Genomic DNA, 26815 nt, shown 5'->3' on the forward strand with positions numbered 1-26815 from the left:
GCAGGACCGCGAGCATGCGCCCGAGCCCGAGGCTGTCTTTCCGCCGGGGCTGACCGCCCGGGTCGAACTGACCGTCACCGACATCGACACCGCGCAGGCGGTCGGCTCCGGGGACGTACCCGTGCTCGGCACGCCCCAGGTGCTGGCGCTGGCCGAGGCGGCCACGGTGGCCGCGACGGCCCGCCGGTTGCCGCCCGGTATGACCACCGTGGGCCTGCGGGTCGAACTGGACCACCGGGTACCGACCCCGGTCGGCCGCACGGTCGTGGCGCAGGCCCGGCTGGCAAAGGTCGACGGGCGACGGCTGCTGTTCGAGGTGACCGCCACCGAGGGGACGACGACCGTCGCGGACGGCAGGGTCGAGCGGGTCATGGTCGACCGGCAGCGCTTCGTGGACCGGGCGCTCGGCAACTCATGACCATCGCCTTCACCGAGATCGCCGACCGGGTGTACGTGCTGCGGGAGCCGATGCTCGACGTCAACGTCACCCTGGTGCTCGGCGACGGCGAGGCGCTGGTGGTGGACACGCTCTCCACCGCCGCCCAGGCCGCCGAACTGGTCACCGCGGCCCGGGTGGTCACCCCGGCCCCGTTGACCGTGGTCAACACCCATCACCACTTCGACCACTGCTTCGGCAACGCCACCGTCGCCGCCGACCAGCAACGACCGGTGTACGCCCACCAGGCGACCGCCCAACTGCTCCGCGAGCACGCCGCCGCGTGCCGCCGGGAGGCGTACGACGAGATGCTGCCCGCCGATCCCGGGCTCGCCGCCGAACTCGCCCGGACGACGATCCTCGCGCCGACGCACGCCGTACGCCAGGAATCCGCGGTGGATATCGGTGGCCGGGCGGTGGTCCTCCGGCACCTCGGTCGGGGGCACACCGAGGGCGATCTGGTGGTGCAGGTGCCCGACGCCGACGTACTGGTCACCGGTGACCTGATCGAGGAGAGCGGGCCACCGGCGTTCGAGGACGCGTACCCGCTGGAGTGGGTGGAGACGGTGGCCGCACTGCTCCGGCTCACCACCCCGGGCACCGTGGTGGTACCCGGACACGGCGCGGTGGTCGGCCCGGACTTCATCCAGGTCCAGCACGACGACCTGGCCACGATGAGCTGGCTGATCCGCAACGGTGACGCCGACCGGGCACCGGCCGAGCGGGTCGCCGCGCGGACACCGTTCGACCCGGAAGCCGGGCTGACCGCCGTCCGGCGTGGCTACGCCGAACTACGCGGCGACGCCTGAGCGACCCCCGTCGCCCGCCGGGGCGGCATGCCCGCCCTTCGCCCGCCGGGGCGGCATCGGTGCCCGCCTTCGCCCGCCGGGGACGCCTGAGCGACTCCCGTCGCCGCCGGGGACGCGACGGACGGCCGACGCGGCCGGGGTCAGGTCGGGAAGCGGCGGGCCACCTCTGCCCGGGTCGGCATCGCGACCGCCCCGCCGGGCGACTCGCAGACCAGCCCGGCGACCCGGAGCGCGTAGCCGACCCGCTCCAGCCAGCCGGTCGGCTCCGTCGGCGCCCCGTCGGCGATCAGCTCGGCAATCAGGGCCGCCATCACCGAATCGCCGGCTCCGGTCGCGTCGACCGCCTGGACCACGGGAGCGGGCAGCCACACCGGCGATCCGCTCGCGCCCGTCGAAACCAGTGCGCCGCGCGCCCCGGCGGTGACCACGACGGCGCCGGCCCCGAGAGCGTGCAACCGCAGCGCCACGGCCTCGGCCGAGGCGTCCCCGTACAGCACCTCGGCGTCGGCGGCGCTCAGCTTCACCAGGTCGGCGGAGGCGACGAAGCCGGCCACCACCTCCCGGAGGTCGGCAACCGAAGCCTGATCCGGCAGCAGCCGGGGCCGGACGTTCGGATCGAAGACCCGTAGGCCGGTGGCGAGCGCCCAGGCCCGCCGGGCGGCGGCGAGCACCGGCGGGCAGAGCAGCACGATCGAACCGGCGTAGAGCACCGCCGCGCCCTCGATCAGCGGTACGTCGAGATCCTCCGGCCCGAGCAGCCCGTAGGAGAGCGGTTCGCCGTAGAACCGGAAGTCCGGCTCGGCCCCGGCGAAGGTGGCCACCCCGAGCGTGGTCGGAGCGGGTCGCACCACGACGCCCCGCCGGCCGACCCCGACGGCGTCGAGGAAGTCCCGGATCCGTCCGGCGAGTACGTCGTCACCGAGCGATCCGACGAACTCCACCTCGGCACCGAGCCGGGCCGCCCCGATGGCGACGTTGAGCGGCGCTCCGCCGATCGCCTGCCGGTACACCGGTTGCCCGTCGTGCTCCCCGTCCAACAGGTCGACCAGTGCCTCGCCGAGCACCACCGCGTAACCCATCGCGCCTCCCCGATCCACCACCGAGCACCATGCCGACCGTGACACACCTGCCCCGAAGCCACCCCTGACACACCCGCCCCGACGCCGCACCCGGCGACGCCCCACCCGCACCGACGCCACAGTCGCACCCGCCCGACGCCACAGTCGCACCCGCACTCGCGCCCGCGCCGACGGCACAGTCGAGCTGATGTCACACCCGCCGGGCACACTCCGGTGCCATGACGACGGCACACGAGACTGTCTCGAAATACTGGACCATCTGCGACGCGCGTGACTGGGCGGGCTTCGCCGCGCTGCTCGCCGAGGACGTGGTCTACGACCTGCCGCAACCCCGTCAGCGGATCAACGGGCGCGACGCGTTCGTACGCTTCAACGTCGAGTATCCGGGCGACTGGCACGTGACGGTCGAACGGGTGGTGGGCGAGGGCTCGCACGCGGCGTCGTGGGTCCGGGTCGCCCTCGACGGGGAGGATCTACCCGCGCTCTCCTTCTTCGAGTTCGACGACGCGGGGCTGATCGTCCGGATCACCGAGTTCTGGCCGGAGCCGTACGATCCGCCGGCCGGTCGGGAGCACCTGGCCGAGAACTACTGATCCGACCCCTGGTCAGCTTTCCGGCCGGTCGACCACCGTCGATCGGCCGAAAATATCTCATCGAGACTTGCCTATTGCATCGGGCTCGGATCCGTGATGCGATTGCCCCTACCGAGCCAGTGCGGGGGCTGACGCGCTGTGCCGGGTGCCGGCAGGGGCCACGCCGAGGAGCACACATCCGTGATCGGACTGTGCGCCGTGTCGCCGCCTGCCGTTCGGCAGATACCAGCCCACCACCTTCCGGGGCAGACCGGCGATACCGCAAGCAGTGTCGGAAGCGGGCGCCCGCGTGACGCGGGTCCCCCGCAGGTTGCCCGCAGCGTCAATTTCCCGCTGCGGCAGTGCCCCCCAGAAGGAGAACTCGGTGAAACGTCTTCGCAGGATCGCGGTGCTTGGCGCCGTGGCCGCGCTTACCGCCGGTGTGATCACGGTGGTGAATCCCACTCCGGCCGTCGCCCACGGTGCCGCCATGGCGCCGGGCAGCCGTACCTTCCTGTGCTGGAAGGACGGGCTCAGCCCGCAGGGCGACATCCGCCCCAACAACCCGGCCTGCGCGGCGGCAGTCGCGCAGAGCGGAGCCAACACGCTCTACAACTGGTTCAGCGTGCTCCGCTCGGACGCGGGCGGCCGGACCACCGGCTTCGTCCCGGACGGGCAGCTCTGCAGCGGTGGCAACAGCACCTTCAGCGGATTCAACCTGGCCCGCAACGACTGGCCGCTGACCCACCTCACCGCCGGCGGAAACTTCAACTTCAAGTACAGCAACTGGGCCCACCACCCCGGCACGTTCTACTTCTACGTGACCCGGGACGGTTTCAGCCCGACCAGCGCGCTGAACTGGAGCAGCCTGGAGAGCACGCCGTTCCTGACGGTGACCAACCCGCCGCAGCAGGGTGCGGTCGGCAGCAACGAGGGCCACTACTACTTCAGCGGGCGGTTGCCGACCGGTAAGAGCGGCCGGCACATCATCTACTCCCGCTGGGTCCGCTCGGACAGCCAGGAGAACTTCTTCGGCTGCTCGGACGTGGTCTTCGACGGCGGAAACGGCGAGGTGACCGGGGTCGGGTCGGGCAGCACGAACCCCACCAACCCGCCCACCACCACGCCCCCGAACAACCCGCCGACCACCCCGCCGGGTGGCACGGCCGGCTGCTCGGCCGCGTACCGGCTCACCGGTAACTGGTCGGGTGGCTTCCAGGCGGACGTGACGGTCAGCAACACCGGAACCTCGGCACTGAGCGGCTGGACCGTCCAGTGGACCTTCGCGAACGGCCAGACCGTCGGCAGCCTGTGGAACGGTACGCACACCCAGAGCGGAAGCTCCGTGACGGTGCGCAATGTCGGCCACAACGGCAATCTCGCACCCGGTGCGACCGGCACGTTCGGCTTCACCGGCAGCGTCAGCGGCAGCGCCAACGCCGTACCGACGCTGACCTGCAGCAGTCCGTAACCACCACCGCACACCGCAACGGGCCCGGCGCCGATGGTGCCGGGCCCGTTCGCGTACGCGTACGCGTGTGTGCGGGTGCGGGTGCAGAGGTGTTAAGAAGGGGCCCTTCTTCTACGAAAAGCGATAAGAAGGGGCCCTTCCTTACACTCGGGTCAGCGGACCATGCTGCCGACTACCGGCTTGGTGAGCAGGGCCGACTGGTTGCGCTGGATGCCCGGGTCGAGGGTGCGGGCCACGAAGATCGCGTGCCAGACGCAGAAGATGAGGACCGTCCAGATCTTGCGGGAGTGGTCGGCCTCGCCCCGCCGGTGCTCCTCCAGCAGCCGCATCGCGTACGACAGGTCGAGCAGGTCACCGGCGCCGGAGATCGAGAAGATGTGCCGGGCCCAGTCGTACATCTCGCCGGCCAGCCAGACCCGGGTCGGGGTCGGAAAGCCCAGCTTGCGCCGGTTGACGATGGCCGGCGGGACGACGCCCTGCAGGGCCTGCCGCATCGCGTACTTGGTGGCGTCGGAGCGCGGCGGGAGCTTCAGGTCGACCGGGATGCCGGCGGCGACGTCGAAGACCTCGCGGTCGAGGAACGGCACCCGCACCTCCAGCGAGTGCGCCATCGAGATCCGGTCCGCCTTGACCAGGATGTCGCCGCGCAACCAGGTGTAGAGGTCGATGTACTGCATCTTGGTCACGTCGTCCAGCTCGGTGGACTCGGCGTAGATCGGGGCGGTGACGTCGGTGTACCGCACCGAGGGGTCGTACCGGCGCAGCAGGTGCTGCTTCTCCTCCTCGGTGAACATCCGGGCGTTGCCGTAGTAGCGCTGCTCGATCGGGGTGGTGCCGCGCTCCAGGAAGCTCTTGCCCTTCACCCCCTGCGGAATCGCCTTGGAGACCGCGCGCAGCCCCTTCTGGACGCCGCCGGGCAGGCCGTTGACCGCACCGAGCGACAGCGGCTCCCGGTAGATGGTGTACCCGCCGAAGAACTCGTCCGCGCCCTCGCCGGAGAGCACCACCGTGACGTGCTCGGCGGCCTTCTTCGCGACGAAGTAGAGCGGCACCAGGGCCGGGTCGGCGACCGGGTCGTCCAGATGCCAGACGATCTTCGGCAGCGCCTCCATCATGTCCTGCGGCCCGATCTTCGTCGGGATGGTGGTGACCCCGAGGTGCCGGGCCGAGTCCTGGGCCACCTCGATCTCCGAGTAGCCGTCCACGTCGTAGCCGACGGTGAAGGTCAGGATGTTCGGGTTGAACTCCCGGGCCAGCGCCACCACGGCGGTCGAGTCGATGCCGCTGGACAGGAAGCAGCCCACCGGTACGTCGGCACGCATGTGCATCCGGACGCTCTCCCGCAGCGTCTCGCGGATCCGGTCGTACAGCTTCTGCGGCTCCTGGACCGGAGCGGGCCGGAACACCGGCCGGTACCAGCGGCGTACCTCGATCTGCTGGCCCGGCGTCCAGGTCAGGTACTCCCCCGAGCCGATCCGGCTGATCCCCTGGTGCAGGGTGCCGGGCTCGGGGACGTACTGGAGGGTCAGGTAGTGCGACAGGCTGGCGGTGTCCACGCCCGCGTCACCGGCGTGCGCCGAGGGGGCGAAGGGCAGCAGCGCCTTCTTCTCCGAGGCGAGGTAGACCCCGTCCCGGGTCTGCAGGTAGTGCAGCGGCTTGATCCCGAAGTTGTCCCGGGCGCCGAAGGCCCGGCGCAACTGCCGGTCCCAGATGACGAAGGCGAACATCCCGCGCAGCCGGGTGAGCACCTGCTCACCCCAGTAGTGGAACCCGGCGACGATCACCTCGCCGTCGCCGTTGGTGGAGAACTGCGCGCCGTAGTCCCGGGCCAGTTCCTCACGCAGCTCGATGTAGTTGTAGATCTCACCGTTGAAGGTCAGCAGGTAGCGGCCGTTCGCGTACGGCAGCGGCTCGTGGCTGAGCGCCACGTCGATGATCGACAACCGCTTGTGCGCGAAGACGGCGTCGGTGTACCCGTCCGGCGTCGAAATCACCTCTACACCGGTCTCGTCCGGTCCTCGGTGGTGCAGGCATTCCAACGCGCCGGCCAGGGCGTCCCGATGCGCGCCGGCGTTGCCGTGCGCGCTGAAAAAGGCCAGGAGTCCGCACATGGCGGTCATCTTTCCACGCGGACCTGTGCGGCGTGCCGGCACCGCCGGGAGACCGGACCCGGCCCGGCACGGTACCGTCGGATCACGCCAGAAGCGGGATCAGGTCAGCCGGACGAGGAACCGGATCGACCTCGCGAGGATCCGACCAGACGTCGCGGGAGATCGGGCCGAGCCGGACGAGGGAGGAGCGGCGATGTCCGACGAGCGGACCGACATCACGGCAGAGCCGGGACAGACGGACTCGGCCCGTACCGAGTCACACGACCCGGACTTCCCGGAGAAGTTCCTCGAGTTCATGCGGCAGGGATGGCGGGACACCACGCTGCCGGTCGGGCCGCGTCCCGAGGTGCCGAACTACGCCAAGCGCCGGGCGGCGCTGTCGGCCGCGCTGGCCGGTGAGACCCTGGTGATCCCCACGGGCCGGGAGAAGGTCCGGGCGAACGACACCGAGTTCCCGTTCCGGCCCGGCAGCGACTTCGCCTACCTGACCGGCGACCACGCTCCCGACAGCGTGCTGGTGCTCCGCCCGAACGGCTCCGGTCACGACGCCGTGCTGTACATGCGGCCCCGGTCGTCCCGGGACAACGACGAGTTCTTCCGCAGCCGCGACGGCGAACTCTGGGTCGGCCGCCGGCACACCCTGGCCGAGAAGTCCACCGAACTGGGCATCGAGACCGCGCCGCTGGAGGAGTTGGCGGACGCGCTGGCCGACTGCGCCCCCCGGCGGACCCGGGTGCTGCGCGGGCTGGACCCGTCGGTCGACGCCGCCGTACGTCCGTACGAGCCGCGCCGGCCGGAGGCGCCGGCCGCCGGGCAGGAGGAGCAGCCCGCCCCGCTCGGCCGGGACCGCGAACTGGCCGCCCTGCTCTCCGAGCAGAAGCTGGTCAAGGACGAGTGGGAGATCGCCCAGCTCCAGGAGGCGATCGACGCCACGGTACGCGGCTTCGAGGACGTTGCCCGGGTGCTGCCGGCCGACCGGCCGGTGACCGAGCGGCTGATCGAGGGCGTCTTCGGTCTGCGTGCCCGGCACGACGGCAACGGCGTCGGCTACAACTCGATCGTCGGCTCCGGAGAGCACGCGACGATCCTGCACTGGATCCACAACACCGGCCTCACCCGGCCGGGTGAACTGCTGCTGATGGACATGGGGGTGGAGGGCCGCAACCTCTACACCGCCGACGTCACCCGAGTGGTGCCGGTCTCGGGCACCTTCACCCCGCTGCAACGGCAGGTGTACGACATCGTCCACGCCGCGCAGCAGGCCGGCATCGACGTCATCCGGCCCGGAGTGGCGTTCAAGGACGTGCACCGCACCTGCATGCGGGTGCTCGCCGAAGGGCTCTCCGACCTGGGGCTGCTGCCGGTCAGCGTGGACGAGGCGATGGACGAGCAGTCGATGGTCTACCGCCGGTGGACGCTGCACGGCTTCGGGCACATGCTCGGGATCGACGTACACGACTGCGCCAACGCCCGCAAGCAGCAGTACCGGGACGGCACCCTCGGCGAGGGCTACGTGCTCACCGTGGAACCCGGGCTCTACTTCCAGCCCGAGGACGACCTGGTCCCCGAGGAGTTGCGCGGGATCGGCGTACGCATCGAGGACGACGTACTGGTCACCGCGGACGGCGCGGTCAACCTGTCGGCGGGACTGCCGCGCGGGGCCGACGAGGTGGAGGCGTGGCTCGACGCCCAGCGCACCGCCGGCCCCCGACTGCCCGGCTGAGCCTGGCCGCAGGCCGGCCGGCGAGGGTGCGGTCGACCCACGCACCGGCAGCCATCGCCGATGGTCGCTATCAGCAGTCCGCGACGGTACGATGGCGCTGCGTCATCACCGGCGAACGGTAGGGAAAGGCGTCCGTGCCCGAAAGCAACCTCGGCGAGCCGCCCCGGGCTCCGACCAGGAGCGTGCTGAGGCTGGCCTTCGCGGTCGCCGGGGTGGTCGCCTTCGTCTGCGGCTACGTCGGGCTGCACCAGCACCTGTCCAGCTCCGGCGAGTACGGCCACACCCCGTTCGACCTGTTCTACTACGACCTACAGCTCTTCGTGCTCGGCGCACCGCCACTGGACGAGGGTGGACCGTTCCCCCCGCTGCTGGACATCGCCCGGTTCGCGGCGCCGGCCGTCACCGCGTACGCCGTGGTGGAAGCCTGCCGACTGCTGTTCGCCACCGAACTGCGTCGGCTCCGGGACCGGAACGCCCGCGGGCACGTGATCGTCTGCGGCGACGGCCTGGTGGCGGACACCCTGACCCGCCGGCTCCGGGCCGCCGGCCGGCGGGTGGTGACCGTCCGCTCCGACATGGGGACGGCGTCCGGGGCGGGCGGGGTGGCCCGGGCCGCCCGGGATCCCAGCGTGCTGCACGGCGCGGGGATCAGCCGGGCCCGGGCCGTCTACGCCTGCACCGACGACAGCGCCACCAACGCCGCGATCGGACTGGCGGCGGCCCGGCACGGCCGCTCCCCGCTGGCCGTCTACGCCCAGGTCAGCGATCCGGAACTCTGCCTGGCGTTGCAGGCCCGGCATCTCGGCCTTGCCCGGCAGCCCGGCGCCCGGCTGGACTTCTTCAACGTCGACGACCTGGCCGCCCGGAAGCTGCTCACCGAGGAACCGCTGATCGCCGTGGCCGGGCGGCCACCCCGGGTGGTGATCCTCGGTGCCACCGCGTTCGGCCGGGCGGTGCTGGTCGAGCTGGCCCGACGGTGGCGGGTACGCGATCCGCACGGCACCCACATGATCCCGCTGGCGCTGGTCGACGAGTCGGCGACCGAGGTGGCGGCGCAGCTCACCCACCGGTATCCGTTCCTGGCCCGGGTCTGCCGGATCATCCCGCTCGACGGCGGGCTCACCGATCTGCCGCAACGGCTGCCCCGGATCGGTTTCCCGTTGCCTCCGGACCGGGTCTTCATCTGCTACGACGACGAGGAGCAGGCGCTCAAGACCGCGCTGACCGCCGAGCAACTGTGGCACGGCGGCCCCGGCTCGATGGTCGTCCGGTTGGACCGGCTGGCCAACCTGCGCGAGGCGTTCGGCAACGGACACGGCATCGGCGTCCTCGACGACCTCTCCGGTGCGCTCCGGCTCTACGGCGTGGTGCACGCCGCGTGTGACCCGGCACTGATCGGGGACGACCTGGTCGAGCGGTTGGCCCGGGTGATCCACGAGTGCTATGTGGTGTCCCGCCGCCGGCACGGCGAGCAGCCCGGAACCAACCCGTCGCTGGTGCCCTGGGAGGAACTCTCGGAGCCGCTGCGCAGGGCCAACCGGGAGCAGGCCAAGGACATCGGGCGAAAGCTGCGTGAGCTGGGCTGCGCCCTGTCGCCGCGGGTGGGGCCGGGCGACGAGCACGCCCTGGAGGAGCCGGAGATCGAACGGCTGGCGGTCCTGGAGCACCAGCGCTGGCTGGCGGAGCAGCAGGCCAACGGCTGGCAGTACGCGCCCGACCGCGACGACGCGCGGCGCCTGCACCCGGCGTTGAGCCCCTGGGAGGATCTGCGGGAGGATCTACGGGAGCGTAACCACGAGGCGGTCCGGGAGTTGCCGGTCATCCTGGCCGATGCCGGGTTCAGGATCGTCCGGGTCGGGAACGCGTAACAACGAACGGACGGTGCTCGATGGCCCGCATCGGTGTCACTGGGCATGTAGTGCTCGCCGACGGAACCGCCGAGCTGGTCTACGCCCGGTTGACCGAGGAGCTACGGCCGTACGCCGGGCCGGATCTGCTCGGGATAACCTGTCTCGCCGACGGCGCCGACCAACTCTTCGCCCGGGCGGTCCTCGCCTGCGGTGGCACGTACGAGGTGGTCATCCCCGCCCGGGACTATCGACGGCGGGCGGTCGAGACACACAACCTGGCGACCTTCGACGAGTTGCTACGCCGGGCGAGTTCGGTGTCGTACATGCCGTTCCAGCAGTCCGGCCGGGAGGCGTACCTGGCGGCGAGCATGGAGATGCTGCGCCGCTGCGATCGCCTGTTCGCCGTCTGGGACGGCCGGCCGTCGGCGGACATCGGCGACACGGCGGACGTCGTACGGGCCGCGCACTCGCGCCACCTGCCGGTCACCGTGCTCTGGCCGACCGGGGCGCGGCGGCGCTGACCGTACGGTCCGGGCCGGCTCGACGTCCGGTTCCGTGATTGATGTCCGCTTCTAGAATCGGATTCGTGCCCGAACCCCAGCGGATGCGGATTCCGGTGTTCCTCTCCACCCCGACCACACTCTCCGACACCCAGCTTGCCGCCCGGACCTTCGTCGAGAAGGCGCTGCGCCGCAACGGGCTGGAGCCGAGAACCCTGGGCGCGACCGACTATCCGAACGACTTTCCGCTCAAGGAGGTCCACGCCATCGGCCGGCACTGCTCCGGCGGCGTGATCCTGGGGTTCGAGCAGATCCGGGTGACCGCCGGGGTGAACAAGCCCGGTACGCCGAAGGAGCAGAAGATCACCAAGCCGATGGGGATCCCGACCCCGTGGAACCAACTGGAGGCGGGTCTGCTGTTCGGCCTCGGCCTTCCTCTGATCATTTTCCGCGAGGACGGAATCTCGGGCGGCATCTTCGACACCGGCGTGACCGACGTGTTCCTCCAGCCCATGCCCGACGGGACGCAGCGGGGCGGGCGTAACGGGTTCGAGCAGGTCCTGGGCAAGTGGCAGGCGGCGGTCGTGAACCACTACTACCGCGACCTGCGCTGACCGGCATTCGACGAGCGGTCCGGTCACCGCCGGCTCACCGCGTCGTTCCCGGTGAGCAGGGCACGGGCCAGCGGGGTGAGCGTGTGATGGGCGGCCTTGCCGTGCCGGGTCGTCCGCAACAACCCGGCATCGCGCAACACGCTGGCATGCTGTGACGCCGACGGCATGCTGATCCCGGCCCGCCGGGCCAGGTCGGTGGTGTTCGCGCCGACCAGCGCGGCCCGGAGCACCGCGGCCCGGGACCGGCCGAGCAGCGCGGTGAGCGGATCGCCCGAGGCCGCGGCGACCCCGAGGGCGTACGCCGGGAGCGGCCGGTGCCCCGCGGCCCGGTGTTCGGCGGGCCGGTGTTCGGCCGGTCGGGGGCGCCGGACCGGGTAGACCACGACGACCGACTCCGGTTGGTTGCCCACCCAGAGTTGACGGGCGAAAACCGACGGCACGAGCAACAGTCCGGCGCCCGCCGGCCGCAGGTCGAGGTCCACGGTGGACCCGACGCTGAGCACCGGATTGCGCCAGGTCGCCCACGGATCGAGCAGCGCGAGCAGCGCCTCCACCCCACCGGTGGCCAGCGCCCGACTGCGTTCGTTGACGTCGAGCCGGACGACCGACTCCCAGGCGGACAGCTCGTCGACCACCCACCGGTCGTAGTAGGCACGGACGGCCGCCGCGAGACTCCGTACCCGACCCACGGAGGTGGTGAGCAGCCATTCCAGCGCCCCTTCGAGGTTGCGGTCCTCGGGCAACGGGGCGAGCAGGTTGGCGGAGCGGGGACGGCCCGGCCCGCTCCCACGCTCGGCCGGCGGTTCGCCGACCGGGTCTGACGACGGCCTGCGACCATCCGGGGCCGGGCCGGGATCGCGCAGGTCGCGCAGCCATCGGGTGAGTTCCGGCCCGCCGGCCGGGTCCGGTCCGGTTCCGGCCCGTGGGGCGGCGAGGCTGACGAAGACCTCGTGCAGCGGCAGGGGTGCGGGGGCGATCCGGGTCCGGGCGATGTCCTCGGCCCCCAACCAGATCCGGATCATCACCACCTCCACGGCTTTCGTCTGATCACGAGACGCCGTCGCCCCGCCGCCTAGTTGTCGGCCCTCCGGATGGTTTGGACCCAGTCAAAAGCATTGCCGCGATGACCGGATCGGCTCGTAACTGGTGCACAGGAGCCGGCCGGTCATGGCTGGTCCGGCCGGACGAACGCCCGTACGCCCGGTTAGCTCGCGCCGCCCAGGTCAGGGCCGTGGCGCGAACACGAAGGAGGCTCAATGCCGGTGCCCAGACGTGTCACCTGGAGCGCGGCGGCACTCGCCGTCGTACTCGCCGTCACGGCGTGCAGCGACGACGGCGGAGAGCCGAACACCGCCGACGGCAACGGCATCGTCCGGATCGGTCTGGTCGAACCGCAGCACCTGATCCCGTCGAACGCCACCGAGAGCGCCGGTGCCCAGGTGATCGCCGCCCTCTTCACGCCGCTGGTCGACTTCGACGCGGAGAAGAAGCCGTTCGAGGTGGCCGCCGAGTCGATCGAGTCGTCGGACAACAAACTCTGGACGGTGAAGCTGAAGAGTGGTTACACCTTCCACAATGGCGAGCCGGTGACCGCCGACAACTACATCAACGCCTGGAACCACGCGGCGTACGGGCCAAATGGCAACGGCGGGGCGTACTTCTTCGCGGAGATCGAGGGGTACGAGGACCTCCAGTCGACCGACCCGGACGGTGACGGTCCGCAGAAGGCGCCGGAGCCCAAGGCGAAGAAGCTGACCGGCCTGAAGAAGGTCGACGACCTGACGTTCACCGTCACCCTGTCGGGGCCGTTCGCGGAGTTCGAGTCGGTGCTCGGCTACCACGTCTTCTCGCCGCTGCCGGCCGCCGCCTGGGCCTCCGACGGTGTGGTGAAGGACGGCTTCGAGGACGCCCTGATCGGCAACGGACCGTTCAAGATGAAGGGCAGCTGGCAGCACGACTCGAAGATCGAGGTCGAGCGGTACGACGCGTATTCCGGCACCAAGCCGAAGATCGGCGGCGTGGTGTTCCAGATCTACCAGGCATTGACGGCGGACTATGCCGATCTGATCGCCGGGAACAACGACGTGACCAAGACCATCGCGACCGAGCACCTGGCCAGCGCGACGGCCGATCTCGGTGACCGGTTCAAGAAGAGCCCGTTGTCGTCCTTCCAGTTCCTGGCCTTCCCGACCTTCCAGCAGGAGTTCGCGAAGCCGGAGGTCCGCAAGGCGATCTCCATGGCCATCGACCGGGACGAGATCGTCAAGACGATCTTCAAGGACTCGCAGACCTCGGCCCGCGCGTTCGTGTCACCGGCGGTGGCCGGGGCCCGGCCGGACACCTGCGGCGAGGCGTGCGTCTTCGATCCGGTGAAGGCGAAGGCGGCGTACCAGGCGGCCGGTGGGCCGAACCGGTTGCAGATCTCGTACAACAGCGACGGCGGACACAAGGACTGGATCGACGCCACCTGCAACCAGCTCAGCAACAATCTCGGGGTGGAGTGCGTCGGCACCGCCGAGACGAGGTTCGCCGACCTGCTGACCAAGGTCGAGGAGAAGACACCGGTCGGGATGTTCCGGCTGGCCTGGTCGATGGACTATCCCTCGATGCAGAACTACCTCGGGCCGCTCTACGGCACCGGCGGATCCTCGAACTACTACGGCTACAGCAACCCCGAGTTCGACCGGCTGGTCGCCGAGGGTGTCGCGGCACCCAACCAGGACGAGGCGATCAAGAAGTACCAGCAGGCCGAGGAGATCCTCGCCCGGGACATGCCGGTGATCCCGCTCCGCTTCGGGCAGAACAACTTCGGTCACTCGACCCGGGTCAGCAACGTCGAGATGGACCTGTTCGGTCAGGTCGACCTGTTGAAGATCGAGGTTACCGGCTGATCCTGTCCGGCCGTACCACCCGGTCCGCCCTCCGTCGTCAGATCCTCGACGACGGAGGACGGACCGGGCTCCACGTTCTATCTCACCGGCACTTCCAGGTGACCCCCCCGATATAGTTGTCCGTGCCGTCCTGTGCGTTGCCCGTCACCATGCCGTTGTCGCTGATCGATACCAGGTGCGCATTCTCGGCTCCGGCCGGCAACGGCAACCGCTCGACCGCGCCGTCCGGCGCCACCAGCAGCGGACCATATTCCTCGGTCGCCACCGCCAGCCAGCCCTGGCTGTTGACGGCCATCCTCGGGACGTCCTGGGTGTTGAGATTGGTAAAGATCGACAACTTGCCGGTACGAACGTTCCACCGCAGCGTCGCGCTCGATCTCGATTGATACGCTTCGTGACCCCTGACGATCAGGCCGGAGATCCAGTCGCCACTGCCGACCCAGAGCGACATCCGACTCCAGCCCTCGGGCTTCGGCACGGTGCTGGTGGTGCCGTCCGCCGCCCACACCCGCATCTCCTGAGTGTCCACCAGGGTGCCGATCACGGAACCGTCGGCGGTCACGCCCTCCACCTCGTACCGCCCGGGCTCGTCCAGCACACGCGGCGCGTCATAGCCGCCGGCCGGCCAGATCACCGGAACGCGCACGCTGTAGCCGTCCTGCCCGGCCGCGACACCAACCACGTCGCCCCGACCGTTGATCGCGCTGGGGCTAGCGTGGTCGTAGCCGGGCGGCAACGTCAGCTTCCGGGCCTGGCCGTCCGGGTAGGTCGAGCCGACGGTGCCCATAGGACCGCTGGGCCCCCAGGGTCCGATCTCCCGCATCATTGTCAATGCCGAGAGGCCACGACCCGGCGCGGTTTCATCGCGCACGAGGGGCGACGGCACGCCGTTGTCCCACAACACCCTCGTCGCCGATGAGCGCGAATCGGCTTTGCTCGCTGACCCCCCGACGACGTACCGGCCCGTGCTGTCGGCGACCAGCGCCTCCGTAAAGTCGAGGCCGGGCAGCGGGGCGAGCGGCTCGACGCTGCATCGCGACGAGGTCGCCTCGGGAACGCGGGCCTCGATCTGCTCCAGATCCGTCACGGATGTCGCGAATGGGCCCGCTGCCGCCAGCTCCGGTGGATCCAGTCGATCGGCCGGCCTGAGCACCGTCGTCGCGATCAGTCCGACCACGCCGACGACGGCGAGTGCCCCCGTCGCGGCGGTGATCCGGCCTCGCCGCTCGGCACGCCGGCCCAGCCGTACTGCCAGCCCGACATCGGAGCGCGCGGGCGGCACCTCCGCCTGGAGCATCAGCGTGCGTAGAGCCTGGCCCGTACCCTGTTCCTCGTCCGTGGACATGTTTGCCTCCTTCATCAGTTGCCGGCCACGTTGGACTGTCCGACGGCGAGATGGCGCCGGAGCGCCGCCAGCCCTCGGGAGGTGTGGCTCTTGACATTGCCGGTGGAGCAGTTGAGCGCCGCCGCCACCTCCTCGACCGACAGGTCGGAGTAGAAGCGGAGCACCAGGACGGCCCGTTGGGCGGCCGGCAGTTCGCCGAGCAGCGTGCTGAGGACGTCGCGGTCCTCGACACTGCCGGTCGGCACCGTCGGCCGATCCGGCGTCTCGAACATCAGCCGTACCCGCGCCCAGGGGCTCCGCTGCTCGTCGAGGTACTTGCGGACCAGCATCCGCCGGACGTACGCGTCGACGTTGTCGGCCGCCCTCGCCCGGCGCCAGTGCCGGTACAGGGCGATGATCGTTGTCTGCACGATGTCGTCGGCGCGGTGCGCGTCACCGCAGAGCAGGTATGCGGTCCGGTGCAGGGCCGGCAGCCGTGCGGTGACGTACTCCCGGTATTCGGTCTCACCTTCGGTGCGCATGCCATTCCCTTCTGGGTGCCTCGCCCCGATGACGGTCGACGGAGGATGCCGCGTTGCAGTCCGGATGACTGGTATCGAAGGCGGGTCTTCCGGGCGTAACGGGCGAATCCGTGCATAGCCCGCGGCCTACCGACCGATGGTTAAGCTCGGCTCATGAGACCGGGCCGCCTCGCGCTCGTCGCCTGCCTCGCACTGCCGCCCCTCGCCGCCTGCTACTCCGGCCCGGCCACGCCAACCGCCACGCCGCCGGGCTACAGCTGTTGCACGGCATTGGACGTGGAGACCCACTATCAGCCGGGACAGACCCTGACCCTGCACTGGACCGTCGTACCGGGACGAGGCAGCCCGCGAATCGCGCCGCAGGTCGAACTGACGGCCCGGCTGACCGGACCGTACCCGGATTCGGCAGCGCTCAAGGCCGCGACCTCCGATCGGAACGGCGCTGGGGAGGTCACCTACCCGGCCGCGCCGGTCCGGCCCACCGGGGCGGTCGACGAACGACCGGTCAGCGTCATCCAGATCGGCACCGACGCCCGGCCCGGTCTCTACAACCTGGCCTGGTCGGCGGCCGAGAGCGGTGGAGCGTTTAGCGGGGCCTCCGTCATCCAGGTGGTGGCGAAGGCATGAGTGAGCGGGCCGTCAGTAGCCCGGGTGGGCAGACGATCCGTAGTCGATTCCCAGTTGATAGCCGGACACCCCGGAAGTGTGGGCGATCGGTCGCGCCTGTCGGTCGGGTCCGAAATCGAGTTGCCCGAGGTACGCCCGGCCGTACGGTGAACGGGTGCTGACGCCTCCGGACGGCCTACCCGATGATGCCCTCCGATCCGCGCTCGGGCAGGAGTGGGGGCTCGACGTCGCCTCGCTGACGTACCGGCCGGTCGGCTTCGGCAGCCACCATTGGGAGATCCTCGACACCGGACAGGTTCGCTGGTTCGTGACCGTCGACGAGCTGGAGGTCAAGCGGCACTCGCTGGACGAGCCGCTCGACGCGGCATTCGGCCGGCTGCGCGCCGCCCTCGGCACCGCCGCGCGACTCCGGGAGCACGGCCACCCGTACGTCGTGGCCCCCGTGCCGACCCGCGACGGCGAACCGTTGGCGCGGCTGTCCAACCGATTCGGCGTCTCGCTCCACCGGTACGTCGACGGGCAGAGCTTCGAGTGGGGCGAGTTCGGCACCCCCGCGCAGCGGTACGCCGTACTCGATCTCGTGATCGCCCTGCACAGGACTCCGGACGCGGTTCGCTGCGGTGCCCTGGTCGACGACTTCGCGATCGCGCACCGGGACGAGCTGGAGTCGAGCCTGCACGGCACCGGAGATGTCGACGACCTCGGCCCGTACGCCCGGCCCGCCGCGGACCTGCTCGTCGAGTACGCGGCGCCGGTCCGGCGGCTGCTCGCCCGCTACGACGCACTCGTCGCCGCCGCCCGCGCCGAGCCGTCCCGGCTGGTCCTGACCCATGGGGAGCCGCATCCCGGCAACATCATCCGGGCCGGCGACGACTGGCTGCTGATCGACTGGGAGACGGTCCTGCTGGCACCGCCCGAGCGTGACCTGTGGATCGTGGGTGCCGGTGACGATTCGGTCCTCGGCGCGTACGCCGACGCGACCGGCACGGCACCGCTGGCCCCGATGCTTGAGCTGTACCGCATCCGCTGGCACCTGAACGACATCGCCATCGAGGTCAGCCGTTTCCGGAGCCGACACGGCGGGGACGCGGGCGACGACGAGTCGTGGAAGATCCTGTGCTCCGTACTCGAACACGTCAGTACCCAGCCGGTCGAGACGATCTGAGGCGCCGATGACGCTCGTACCAGACCACGGGACGTACCGGCGCCGAGCCGCCCGGGTACTGCTGCTCGACGCCGCCGGGCGCGTGCTGTTGCTGCGCTGCCTTGTGGATCCCGAGGACCCCGGTGCGGGCCACTGCTGGATGGTCCCCGGCGGAGGCGTCGACGACGGCGAATCCCTTGCCCAGGCGGCGGCCCGGGAACTCCACGAAGAGGTCGGTCTGCTGGTCGATCCCGACGAGCTCGGCGAACCCGTCGCGCAGACGACCGGATACGCGGACCTCGGTTGGGCCGAGGGCCTGTTCCGGGACGACTTCTTCTGTCACCGGGTCGACACCCACGTCGTCGACACCAGCGCGATGGAACCACTCGAACGCGGCAGCCACAGCGGGCACCGGTGGTGGCCGGTCGAGGAACTGGCCTCGACCGACGAGACCGTGTACCCGTACGAACTCGCTCCACTGCTGGCCGACCTGCTGGCCGGTGGCCACCAGGGACAGCCGGTCACGCTGCCCTGGCACCACTGACCCTTCTCGTCGTCGTCCTCGTCGTCGTCCTCGGCGGCGGTACGGGCATCCGGCGACCGAGAAGCCCGTACCGCCGTTGCCGGCTCAGCCGGAGAGGGTGAACGGAATGCTGACGGTCGACTGGGCGCCCTGGGCGGCGGTCGCGTCGACCCGCAGCGTCGTCGGCGCCGACCCGATCGCGTTCCAGACCTCCAGGCGTACGCAGCCGCCGGTCATCGCGGCGAAGCCGCCCGACGCGGCACGTACTCCGGCGGCCTGGGTGTAGACCTCCGTACCGGGCACCGGGTCGGTGGCGAAGTAGGCGTACGTCTCCGTCCGGCCGTAGCTGCCCGAGCCGGTGAAGTCGTACGAGATCCGGGCCTGTACCCCGGCCCCGACGGCGGTACCGGCGTCGACGTGCAGGGCGAAGTTGGTCGCCCCGCCGCCGGTGTACGTCCCGGTCAGCCCGCAGACCCGGTGGGTGACCGGGTTGTTCGGGGTGCCGTCGTGGTTGCCGTTCGCGGCGGCGACGGTGACCGTGCCCGCCCCGCCGCCCGCCGTGCCGGCCAGGGCACCGCCGGAGCGGACGTAGAGCCGGTTGCTGGTGGTCGGCGGGCCGGTCGGCGTCGGCGTCGGAGTCGCCGTGGGCGTGGGAGTCGGCGTGACGCTCGGTGTGGGTGTCGGGTTCGAGGTTCCGCCGCCGGCGCTTCCACCGCTCCAGGTGTACGCCCCGGTGGTGGCGGTACGACCCGCCGGCACGGTCAGGGTCCGGCCGTCGGAGAAGGTGACCGTGACCGGGCTGCCGGTGATGTTCGACGCCACGTAGGTGCGCGCTCCGCCCCGGGTGAAGACGGCGTAGAGCGGGGTGTTGGCGGTGACCGTGGTGTCGACCTGGCCCAGCGCCGCGAGGTTGCGGAGCCAGTGGAAGGTGTGGGCCCGACTCTCACCCTCCTCCTGCGGGTACCCCGGATTGGCCCGGAAGCTGGCCAGCGCGGAGTCGGGGTTGGCCAGCGCCTGGAACGACCAGAGCACGTCCTGCCATACCGTCGGCGGTCCGCCGTTGTTGGTGACGAGTTCGTTCCAGTTCGTCGTCACGTAGTCCGGCCGGTAGCCGAGGTAGAGCGAGCCGCCGGTGATCGGCAGCATGTTGATGCCCTGGATCATCTCCGGTTCGCCGCTGAACCAGGTGGCGTACGCCCCGCCGTCGCCCCAGACCATTCCGACGGTGCTGTGCCCGAACGCGGCCGGGAAGTTCTGGTTGGCGGAGTCGAACCAGTACTCCTGGATCGCCTGGGCCTGGGTGGTGTAGATGAACAGGCCGGCGTCCCGGACGGCGGCGTTGCCGGTGGCCAGTCCCCACTGGACCAACGCGCTGGCGAAGTTCATCCCCTCCGAGGAGGACTCCTGGTTGTTGCCGGCCCCGAACGAGCCGTGCCCGGAGGCCCAGTCGTGTCCGGCGTAGATGTCGAAGTCCCGCAGGAACGGGAACATCGGGTCGGCCCGGTCGACGCCGTTGGCGTCCCGGATCAGCAGGTTGACCATGCTCCCGTACCGGCCGGTGGCGGCCCAGGCCGGGTCGAACTTCGCCAGCGTGGCGGCGGCGGCGATGTAGTAGCCGTAGTGGAAGTGGTGGTCGTTGAGTTCCTGGTCCGACCCGTACGACGCCGGGTAGCCGACCAGGGTCCCCCAGGCGCGGTCGTAGTGGAACAGCCGTCCGGTCTCGCCGGACGAGGCGGTGAACCAGTCGGTGAGCCGGGTCCGGATCGCGTTCAGCAGCAGGTCCCGCTGGGCGGTCCGGCCGAGCTGGTCGGCGATCTCGGCTAGCCGGGCCGCCCGGCCCAGCCCCTTGCCGGTCCAGTAGGTGTCGTTGCCGAAGCCGGCCAGCGGATCGCCGGTGGCCACCTGGTCCAGGTAGCCGCCGAGGGTGGCCAGATCCGCGCCGCTGGAGGTGGCCACGGCGGGCACCTCGGGCAGCACCCCGTGATAGCGGATCGCGGTGCCGAACGAGCCGACCCCGACCAGGGTACGCAGCGGGCCGCGCGGCGAGACGTACGTCTGCGGGATCGGGGTACCGCCGGAGAGGTTCTTCCACTGGTGCGGGTAGAGCGAGACGACGGTGTTGCGTTCGGTGCCCTCCCGAGCGGTGGTGGTGAACCCGTAGGTCGCGTGCACCGTGCTGGTCGCCTGGTCGAAGCGCCAGTCGACCCGGGTGCCGGTGACGTGCGCGTGGGCGTACCGGCCGTAGCTGTCGGCTAGGGCTGCCCGGTCGGCGGCCGGGGTGCTGCCGGTGGTGGGCAGCAGGGCCACGGAGAAGTAGCCTCGACCGGCCAGCGTGGAGGTGACGGTGTTACCGGCGACCGTCCAGGTCGCGCCCGTCGGGGCGTACGCGACGTAGTCGTGGCCGCGTACCGTGAATCCGATCCGGGCGCCGCTGTTGCTCCAGACCGTGGGCGTCGCACCGAAGCCGAGCTGGGCGTTGCCCCCGGTGACCTGGGCGTAGACGAACGGCAGGCCGTGCCCGATGGTGGCCCGCAGCGTCCGGGCACCATCCGACCAGTACGGCGAGACGGTCCAGTCGGTCCAGCCGTCCACCTTGACGTCGGGCGAGTTGAGCCCGGTCACCCCGAGGGTGAACTCGGTGCTGTACGGGAAGTGGTATTCGCCGACCGTGGTCGGGGTCCCGGAGACGGTGGGGGTGGTGGTGTACCCGACGCCGAGCCCGCCCGACGCCGGTTGGAAGGCCATCGGGTGCGCGTGCAGCGGCGGCGAGTAGGCGCACTCGGTGCGCTTGAACAGCAGCGACGACCACCAGTCGTTGGTCGGGACGGCTCCGGCCGGTGCGTTGGCGGTGACGTACCGCCGGGGGTTGGTGCCGATGTCGGCGCAGCCGGACGGGCCGGCGGCGCCGGCCGGGCGGACGGTGGTGTAGCTGCCGGCGCCGAGCGGGTCGGCGCCCGCGCCGGTCGGAGCGGCGATCGTGACCGCGATGATGGCGGCGGCCGCGGCGGCGAGCGCGACCAGGCGGTGGCCTGGCCGGTGGGGACGGTTCATGATGCCTCCGGGCGGGGATGGCACGACCGGGTGGATTACCCGGGTGTTACCGACAAGTTGCGGCAAGGCCACCAAATCCAGGGAGCGCTGTCAATATCGACGCTCGTTTTTCAGATCGGGACAATCGCCCCAGATTTCGGTAATCCCGCCAGCCCGGCGCCCTCTCAGGGGGTCGGCCGCTCGGAAGCCGGCGGCGTGCGGGGCCCCTGCTACGGTCGGCGCCATGGTTGCCGTGTGGCGGATCGTGGGTTACCACCGCGCCGAGTCGCCCGTGACCGAGCCGATCACCAAGTTCGGCGGTCAGCCCACCTGGCTCGGGCAGCCGCAATGGCCGCTCAGCGCGGCCTGGGGCACGCCGATGCGCTTCCTGTGCCAGATCGCGCTGGAACCCGAACTCGTCCGCGACGGCCCGGGACGGCTCGCCTACGTCTTCGTCACCCATGGCGACCACGGGCGCGATGCCGAGGAGTTCGACCCGGACGTCGTCCTCCCCGACGGCGGCGAGAACGCCGTGATCGTCCAGCCCGGCACCTTCGCCGGGCCGACCAGCCCGCTGACCAGCGGCCCGACGCTCTACCACGGGGACGGGTCACCTGCCGAGTACACGGTCGACCTGGTCCGCGACGAGGATCCCGATCCCCTGTCGTCCGACGAATACCTGGCACTGCCGTCCGCACAGCGGGACAGCTATTTCCAGGCGGTCGACCACGACAAGATCGGCGGGACGGCCCTGCTGCTCGACGAGCACGACTGGCCAGCGGGCGGGCCTTGGCGAACTCTGCTGCGCCTGGCGACGAACTGGACGCCGTTCCACCTCAATCTCGGCGCCGCACCCGTGGCCTTCGCCTTCCTCTCCGCCGATGGCAGTGAGGCCTGCCTGCTTGTCGAGGATTCCTGAGAACCTGGCCCGACTCCGGTCGGGCGGGATCAGTCAATCAGAGCGGCAGTGAGGTCGACCTCGATCAGCTGACCGGAGAAGCCGAGTTGTGCCACTCCGAGCAGCGTGCCCGGCCAGGAATGCTGTTCGGCCGGCTTCCACCACGGTGATGTGGTGATAGCCCGGAGTCGGGTGGAGCTGGTCGGGATTGATTCGGGTGATCTCGGCACTCATGCCGGCGAGTCTGGTGGGCGGGCGGGCACAGTGCACCGGGTTTTCGCCGGGCGTGCGCCATCGGCACGGAGGCGCTCACAAAGACCAAGGACCTCCCCTCGGCGCGAGCCATCCGGTATCTGCGAGATCTCCAAGCGCTCCTGGCAGCACACCGCCGCCGCCCCGCCGTACGGCAGTTCACCGCTCAGGTCGATGCAGGCCTGGGCAGACGGCGCTGACTCCTACAGCTCGCCCTGAGCCTTCCGCGCTATCAATTCCAGTACGGCGATGACCGTACCGGCTCCAACGATTTCGCCCCGTGACACGAGGTCCCGCGCCTCGTCGAGGGGGATCCACTCGACCCGCTGAGCCTCGTTGGTATCGACTGGCGCGCCGGTGAAGTCCGCCCGACGTGACAGAAACAGCAGGTTTTCCGCGTCCGCCGTTCCGACCCATGGCTGGAACGTCAGCAATGGCTCGACCGCCTGCGGGCGCCAGCCGGTCTCCTCCTCGACCTCACGGACGGCACACTCCGCCGGATGCTCCTCGTCCTCGACGTAGCCGCCGGGCAACTCCCACACCCACCGGTCGAAGACGAACCGGTGCCGCCACATCAACAGCAGCCGCTCCCGCTCATCCAGTACGGCGACCATCGCCGACCGGGGTGCGCGAATCACGTACTGCTCGAACCGTACGCCGTCAGGTAACTCAACGTCCGCGATGCTCAACCGCGCCCGCCGGGTGCCGTCCACCTCCCGCTCGCCATGGATCGTCCAGCGTGTCGACTCAATGGTTTGCTTGTCGGTCACCTGGCCAGTATCCGTCGGAATCACGTCTGGGCTTCCTGTCAGGTACTCAGCGTGCCTCGACGTACACGGCGACGCTTCGGGGTGGGACGGCGAACGTGCCGGTGGATCGGTCGAAGGACGCGGTCCGGAGCACCGGGTCGGCCGACTCGCGCAGCACCGGATGCAGTGCCACGTCCGCCCCGCGCAGCGCCGCAACCGTCTGGGTGGCCGCCGTCGGAGTCGCGTTGAAGACCACCGTCACCGAGCGCCAGCGCGAATCGATCCCCGCCCCGTCCAGCCGCATGGTCAGCACTCCCGGCGTCTCCCCCACCCCCGACAGCGGGAACGACACCCGACGCTGCACCGCAGCGGCATCCGCCAGCCCGAACACCGGCGACGACGCCCGGACCCGGAGCAGTTCCCGGTAGCGAGCCTCGGTCAGGTCGATCGCGGCGCAGTCCGGCACCAGTTTCGGATCCGCCAGCAGCGGTCGGGCGTACGGCCACTTGTCCTGGTTGTCGGCGGCCGGCGGCAGACCCGCACCGAACCCGTTCCCGGACGCGCAGTCCCAGCGGATCTGGTTGAACCAGTCCCCGCTGTTGTAGGAGTTCCGGTCCAGCGACTTCGAGCGCAGGCGCTCGCTTCCGGCCGTCACGAAACCGGTCCCCTGGCTCAACACCGCCGTGCCGAGCGAGAGCACCTGCATCCGCGCCCGGTCCGCGGCGCTCGTACCGGCCGGCAGCTTGTACGCCAGCGCGTCGTACAGGATCTCGTTGTCGTGCGCGTCCACGTACGTGACCGCCTCGCCCGGTGCGGCGGTGTAGCCGGCCGGCGCGCCGTTGTAGTCGACGTCCGCACCGGTCACCGGCTCGCCCGACGACGCCACGAACCGGTACGCCGCCAGGTTGCCGGTCAGCCCCACCTTGATCTGGTCCTGCTGGTGCAGCAGCCGGGCCCGCTGCTCCGCCGCCGTCCCGTTGACCGGGTCGCCGTTCGGGTCGGTGAACAGCCCGGACCCGAAGCCCTGCACCCGGGGGTTGGCGTCGAACGGGCCGCCGCCGCGTACCGCGTCCCGCAGCCGGTCGTTGAACGTCCCGATTCCGGTCCCCGCCATGTTGGCCTGGGTCGCCTGGGTGAACCGGACGTCGCCGGCCACCTCGCCGAAGTCCCAGCCCTCGCCGTAGAGCAGGATCGCGCGTCCGTCGACACCGTCCCGGGCCGGCGTCAGCCGGTCCAGCGCGGCCCGGACCGCCAGGATGTTGGCCTTCGGATGATGCCCCATCAGGTCGAACCGGAACCCGTCCACCTTGTACGCCCTGGCCCAGGTGACGATGGAGTCGACCACCAGCTTGCCCATCATGGCGTGTTCCGGGGCGGTGTTGGCGCAGCAGGTGGAGTTGGCCACGGTGCCGTCGTCGAGCAGCCGGTGGTAGTAGCCGGGCACGATCTGGTCGAGCACCGACTTCGGGTCGGTTCCGGCCGCCGAGGTGTGGTTGTAGACGACGTCCAGCACCACCCGCAGCCCGGCCGCGTTGATCCCGGCCACCATCTGCCGGAACTCGACGGTCCGCCGGTCGGGGTCGACCGCGTACCCGCCCTCCGGCACGGTGTAGTGCAGCGGGTCGTACCCCCAGTTGTAGCCGTCCGTCTCCCGGACCGCGCCGACGCACTCCTGCTGTCGCTCCGAGTCCGGCGGCAGCGCCGCCAGGTTGCAGGCCGGCACGGCCTGGTCGGCCCGGCGTTCCGGGATGGTGGCGAAGTCGAACGCCGGCAACAGGTGCAGGTGGGTGACCCCGGCCGTGCCGAGCGACCGCAGGTGCCGCATCCCTGTCGAGGCCGGGTCGGTGAAGGCGAGGTACGTCCCCTGCCGGGCCGCCGGCACCGAGGAGTCCACGATGGAGAAGTCCCGGACCGAGACCTCCTGGATCTGGGTACGCGTCGACGGTACCGCCGCCGGCTTGCCCAGTTTCGCCCAGCCGGCCGGGGCGGACGCCGGGTCGGTCAGGTCGACGAGTCGGCTGTGTGTGGAGTTCACCGCCAGTGCCACCGAGTACGGATCGGTGACCGAGGCGGCGACCATCCGTTGTGCCGCCGGCTGCCAGGCGTCGACCCGGTACCGGTAGTACCGGCCGAGCCAGTTCCGCTCGCCGCGTACCGACCAGACCCCGGTCCGGTCGTCACGGCGCATCGCTGCCTGCTTCGGCGCCGCCGTCGGCGCGTCGAACAGCTCCAGCGCGACGCTCCGGGCCGTCGGTGCCCAGACCGACAGCGTCGGCCGCCCCCCGTCGAAGGTCGGGCCGAGCCGGGCGGCGGTGGCGGACGCGTAGACGTCGTCGAGCACGCCGGGTAGCTGCACTCCGGTCGCGCCGAGCAGCGCTCCGGTCTGGTCCCGTTCGGTCACCACGAGCTGCCCACGCAGCGCCGCCGCCACTTTCGCCTGGTCGCGCGGGTCCAGGCCGAGCGCGTGGTACTGCCACAGGTGCGGGAACTGCGCGCGCTGGGCCTCGGTGAGCCCGTTTCGCTTCGCCCGCAACGGCAGTTCGGTGTACGTCCCGGTCAGCTCGCCGTCGACCACCGCCAGTCCGCCGGCCGGGGCGGTGACCAGGGCGTAGCGCCGGCCGTCGGTCGGCTGCCCCGGTGGCCAGGCGACGGTGGACCGGTCGATCCAGTGCGCCCGCTGCTTCGTGATGTCCAGGTCGGCGCTGGCGGCGCTGTCGGCCACCGGCAGCAGCCGACCCGGCGTCGCGGCGAGCAGCCAGGCCTCCCGTCCGGCGGTGGCGAAGTCGAGCCGCTGGTCGTCGGGGAGATCTTTGCTGTCGCCGGAGTGGATGATGTAGCTCAGCCCGGTCGCCCCGTCGGCGAGCGGCACCCGGAAGGTGACCCCGAACTCGTCCCGGCCGGCCGGCGGCAACGGGTCGGCCCAGTCGGTCGGCTCGGCGGCGCCGTCCCAGACGTGCAGCCCCCAGCCGGCGTAGTTGCCGTCGGCCCGGCGGTAGTGCAGCACCGCCGTACCCTCGTCGGCCGGTGGGTCGGGTTCGCCGGTGGCCGCCTCCCGGGTCGAATAGACCGTCGGGTCGCCCTGCTTGAGCCAGACCTCTCCGGTACGGCTCACGTCGACGGTCCGGTCGACGGCCACGTCCTTGTTGCCGGCGGCGTCCACCACCAGGAAGCCGACGGTGCCGGCGCCCGGCTTCAGTTTCACCCAGGCGAACCGGCCGTACGCGTCCTCCCCGGCGAACGGCTGCCCGGTCGGCCACGGGGTCTGGTACGCCGGATCGATGTCACCCCAGGGGTACAACTGCCAGTCGGGGTAACCGCCGGCCGGCCGCTGGTAGTGCACCACCAGCCAGTCCCGGCCGGCGGCCCAGGGCGGGGTGCCCACGGTCGCCGTCGACCTGGTGGTGGCGGTACGGCCAGCGGAGTCCCGCACCACCGCCTTGTACTCGATCCGGGCACCGGCCGGCAACCCGGCCAGGTCGTGGTAGACCCGGTACGGCACCGGCGATCCCTGGTTACGGGCCTGGCCGAGCAGCGTCCAGTCTCCGCCGTCGACCCGGGTCGCCACCGTCACGGTGGCCAGCGGGTCCCCGCTGACCTGGGCGACCACGCCGACCCGGGTGGGCACGGCGGCGTCCGGCGCCGGCTCGGTGATCCGGACCGTCGGCGCGGC

The 26815-nt window shown here is 70.9% G+C and carries 21 protein-coding genes and 1 pseudogene; 14 read left to right on the top strand and 8 right to left on the bottom strand.

All coding sequences use genetic code 11. The features are described 5' to 3' along the window. Nucleotides 1-49 precede the first annotated feature (49 nt). Together ACFP2T_RS33180 and ACFP2T_RS33185 are read left to right on the top strand one after the other, a co-directional pair. Nucleotides 50-418 (top strand): thioesterase family protein, encoded by a 369-nt coding sequence (locus ACFP2T_RS33180; protein WP_377428968.1) that lies wholly within the window; start codon nt 50-52, stop codon nt 416-418. Further along, nucleotides 415-1245: an MBL fold metallo-hydrolase gene (locus tag ACFP2T_RS33185; protein WP_377428771.1), complete on the top strand. Its 831-nt coding sequence runs from the start codon at nt 415-417 to the stop codon at nt 1243-1245. The genes ACFP2T_RS33180 and ACFP2T_RS33185 overlap by 4 nt, the downstream gene beginning before the upstream one ends. Before the next feature lie 140 nt (nt 1246-1385). Here the strand turns inward: ACFP2T_RS33185 and ACFP2T_RS33190 are convergent, their stop codons facing one another. Next, nucleotides 1386-2324: a PfkB family carbohydrate kinase gene (locus tag ACFP2T_RS33190; protein ID WP_377428773.1), complete on the bottom strand. Its 939-nt coding sequence runs from the start codon at nt 2322-2324 to the stop codon at nt 1386-1388. Nucleotides 2325-2542: 218 nt separating this feature from the next. Between ACFP2T_RS33190 and ACFP2T_RS33195 the strand changes: the two genes are divergently transcribed. Beyond that, nucleotides 2543-2917, top strand: coding sequence for a nuclear transport factor 2 family protein (locus ACFP2T_RS33195; protein WP_377428775.1), 375 nt, complete (start codon nt 2543-2545; stop codon nt 2915-2917). Nucleotides 2918-3281: 364 nt separating this feature from the next. Next, a complete protein-coding gene (locus ACFP2T_RS33200; RefSeq protein ID WP_377428777.1) occupies nt 3282-4367 on the top strand; it encodes a lytic polysaccharide monooxygenase auxiliary activity family 9 protein in 1086 nt (361 codons plus the stop codon). Nucleotides 4368-4519: 152 nt separating this feature from the next. On the opposite strand, the gene asnB is transcribed toward ACFP2T_RS33200, so the two are convergent. Then, on the bottom strand, nt 4520-6478 hold the full coding sequence (gene asnB, locus ACFP2T_RS33205) for an asparagine synthase (glutamine-hydrolyzing) (protein WP_377428970.1): 1959 nt from the start codon (nt 6476-6478) through the stop codon (nt 4520-4522). 193 nt (nt 6479-6671) lie between these two features. On the opposite strand from asnB, the gene ACFP2T_RS33210 reads away from it, so the two are divergent. The 4 genes from ACFP2T_RS33210 (at nt 6672) to ACFP2T_RS33225 (ending at nt 11165) form a co-directional block, all read left to right on the top strand. Beyond that, on the top strand, nt 6672-8201 hold the full coding sequence (locus ACFP2T_RS33210; RefSeq protein WP_377428779.1) for an aminopeptidase P family protein: 1530 nt from the start codon (nt 6672-6674) through the stop codon (nt 8199-8201). 134 nt (nt 8202-8335) lie between these two features. Beyond that, a complete protein-coding gene (locus tag ACFP2T_RS33215; RefSeq protein ID WP_377428781.1) occupies nt 8336-10069 on the top strand; it encodes a RyR domain-containing protein in 1734 nt (577 codons plus the stop codon). Between the two features lie 20 nt (nt 10070-10089). Further along, on the top strand, nt 10090-10572 hold the full coding sequence (locus ACFP2T_RS33220; protein WP_377428783.1) for a hypothetical protein: 483 nt from the start codon (nt 10090-10092) through the stop codon (nt 10570-10572). Nucleotides 10573-10637: 65 nt separating this feature from the next. Beyond that, nucleotides 10638-11165, top strand: a complete 528-nt coding sequence (locus ACFP2T_RS33225; RefSeq protein WP_377428784.1) for a hypothetical protein — start codon at nt 10638-10640, stop codon at nt 11163-11165. A gap of 23 nt (nt 11166-11188) precedes the next feature. On the opposite strand, the gene ACFP2T_RS33230 is transcribed toward ACFP2T_RS33225, so the two are convergent. Further along, nucleotides 11189-12187, bottom strand: coding sequence for an ArsR/SmtB family transcription factor (locus tag ACFP2T_RS33230; RefSeq protein ID WP_377428786.1), 999 nt, complete (start codon nt 12185-12187; stop codon nt 11189-11191). A gap of 234 nt (nt 12188-12421) precedes the next feature. On the opposite strand from ACFP2T_RS33230, the gene ACFP2T_RS33235 reads away from it, so the two are divergent. Continuing rightward, complete coding sequence (locus ACFP2T_RS33235; protein ID WP_377428788.1) at nt 12422-14056, top strand: peptide ABC transporter substrate-binding protein; 1635 nt, start codon at nt 12422-12424, stop codon at nt 14054-14056. Between the two features lie 82 nt (nt 14057-14138). Here ACFP2T_RS33235 and ACFP2T_RS33240 read toward each other — a convergent pair whose 3' ends face one another. After that, nucleotides 14139-15401 (bottom strand): hypothetical protein, encoded by a 1263-nt coding sequence (locus tag ACFP2T_RS33240; protein WP_377428790.1) that lies wholly within the window; start codon nt 15399-15401, stop codon nt 14139-14141. 14 nt (nt 15402-15415) lie between these two features. After that, entirely contained in the window at nt 15416-15922 is a 507-nt protein-coding gene (locus ACFP2T_RS33245) for a SigE family RNA polymerase sigma factor (RefSeq protein ID WP_377428792.1), read from the bottom strand. A gap of 153 nt (nt 15923-16075) precedes the next feature. Between ACFP2T_RS33245 and ACFP2T_RS33250 the strand changes: the two genes are divergently transcribed. The 3 genes from ACFP2T_RS33250 (at nt 16076) to ACFP2T_RS33260 (ending at nt 18237) form a co-directional block, all read left to right on the top strand. Beyond that, the gene (locus ACFP2T_RS33250) at nt 16076-16549 is read left to right on the top strand and encodes a hypothetical protein (RefSeq protein WP_377428794.1); all 474 of its coding nucleotides are present in this window, start codon (nt 16076-16078) and stop codon (nt 16547-16549) included. Nucleotides 16550-16703: 154 nt separating this feature from the next. Then, the gene (locus tag ACFP2T_RS33255; protein WP_377428796.1) at nt 16704-17714 is read left to right on the top strand and encodes a phosphotransferase; all 1011 of its coding nucleotides are present in this window, start codon (nt 16704-16706) and stop codon (nt 17712-17714) included. A gap of 7 nt (nt 17715-17721) precedes the next feature. Further along, on the top strand, nt 17722-18237 hold the full coding sequence (locus ACFP2T_RS33260) for an NUDIX hydrolase (RefSeq protein WP_377428798.1): 516 nt from the start codon (nt 17722-17724) through the stop codon (nt 18235-18237). Nucleotides 18238-18321: 84 nt separating this feature from the next. Here the strand turns inward: ACFP2T_RS33260 and ACFP2T_RS33265 are convergent, their stop codons facing one another. Further along, nucleotides 18322-21267 carry a glycosyl hydrolase gene (locus ACFP2T_RS33265; protein WP_377428800.1) on the bottom strand — a complete coding sequence of 982 codons (2946 nt, stop codon included), beginning with the start codon at nt 21265-21267 and terminating at the stop codon, nt 18322-18324. 223 nt (nt 21268-21490) lie between these two features. Between ACFP2T_RS33265 and ACFP2T_RS33270 the strand changes: the two genes are divergently transcribed. Next, nucleotides 21491-22165 carry a hypothetical protein gene (locus ACFP2T_RS33270; protein ID WP_377428802.1) on the top strand — a complete coding sequence of 225 codons (675 nt, stop codon included), beginning with the start codon at nt 21491-21493 and terminating at the stop codon, nt 22163-22165. A gap of 260 nt (nt 22166-22425) precedes the next feature. After that, a pseudogene (locus tag ACFP2T_RS33275) lies at nt 22426-22596 on the top strand (XRE family transcriptional regulator); the annotation flags it as partial. Nucleotides 22597-22599: 3 nt separating this feature from the next. On the opposite strand, the gene ACFP2T_RS33280 reads toward ACFP2T_RS33275, so the two are convergent. Next, on the bottom strand, nt 22600-23166 hold the full coding sequence (locus tag ACFP2T_RS33280; protein WP_377428803.1) for an NUDIX hydrolase: 567 nt from the start codon (nt 23164-23166) through the stop codon (nt 22600-22602). A 46-nt stretch (nt 23167-23212) separates the two neighbouring features. Continuing rightward, a partial coding sequence (gene pulA, locus ACFP2T_RS33285; RefSeq protein WP_377428805.1) for a pullulanase-type alpha-1,6-glucosidase occupies nt 23213-26815 on the bottom strand: 3603 nt, incomplete at its 5' end.

Source organism: Plantactinospora solaniradicis, assembly GCF_042658085.1.
In the GTDB taxonomy this organism is placed as follows: domain Bacteria; phylum Actinomycetota; class Actinomycetes; order Mycobacteriales; family Micromonosporaceae; genus Plantactinospora; species Plantactinospora solaniradicis.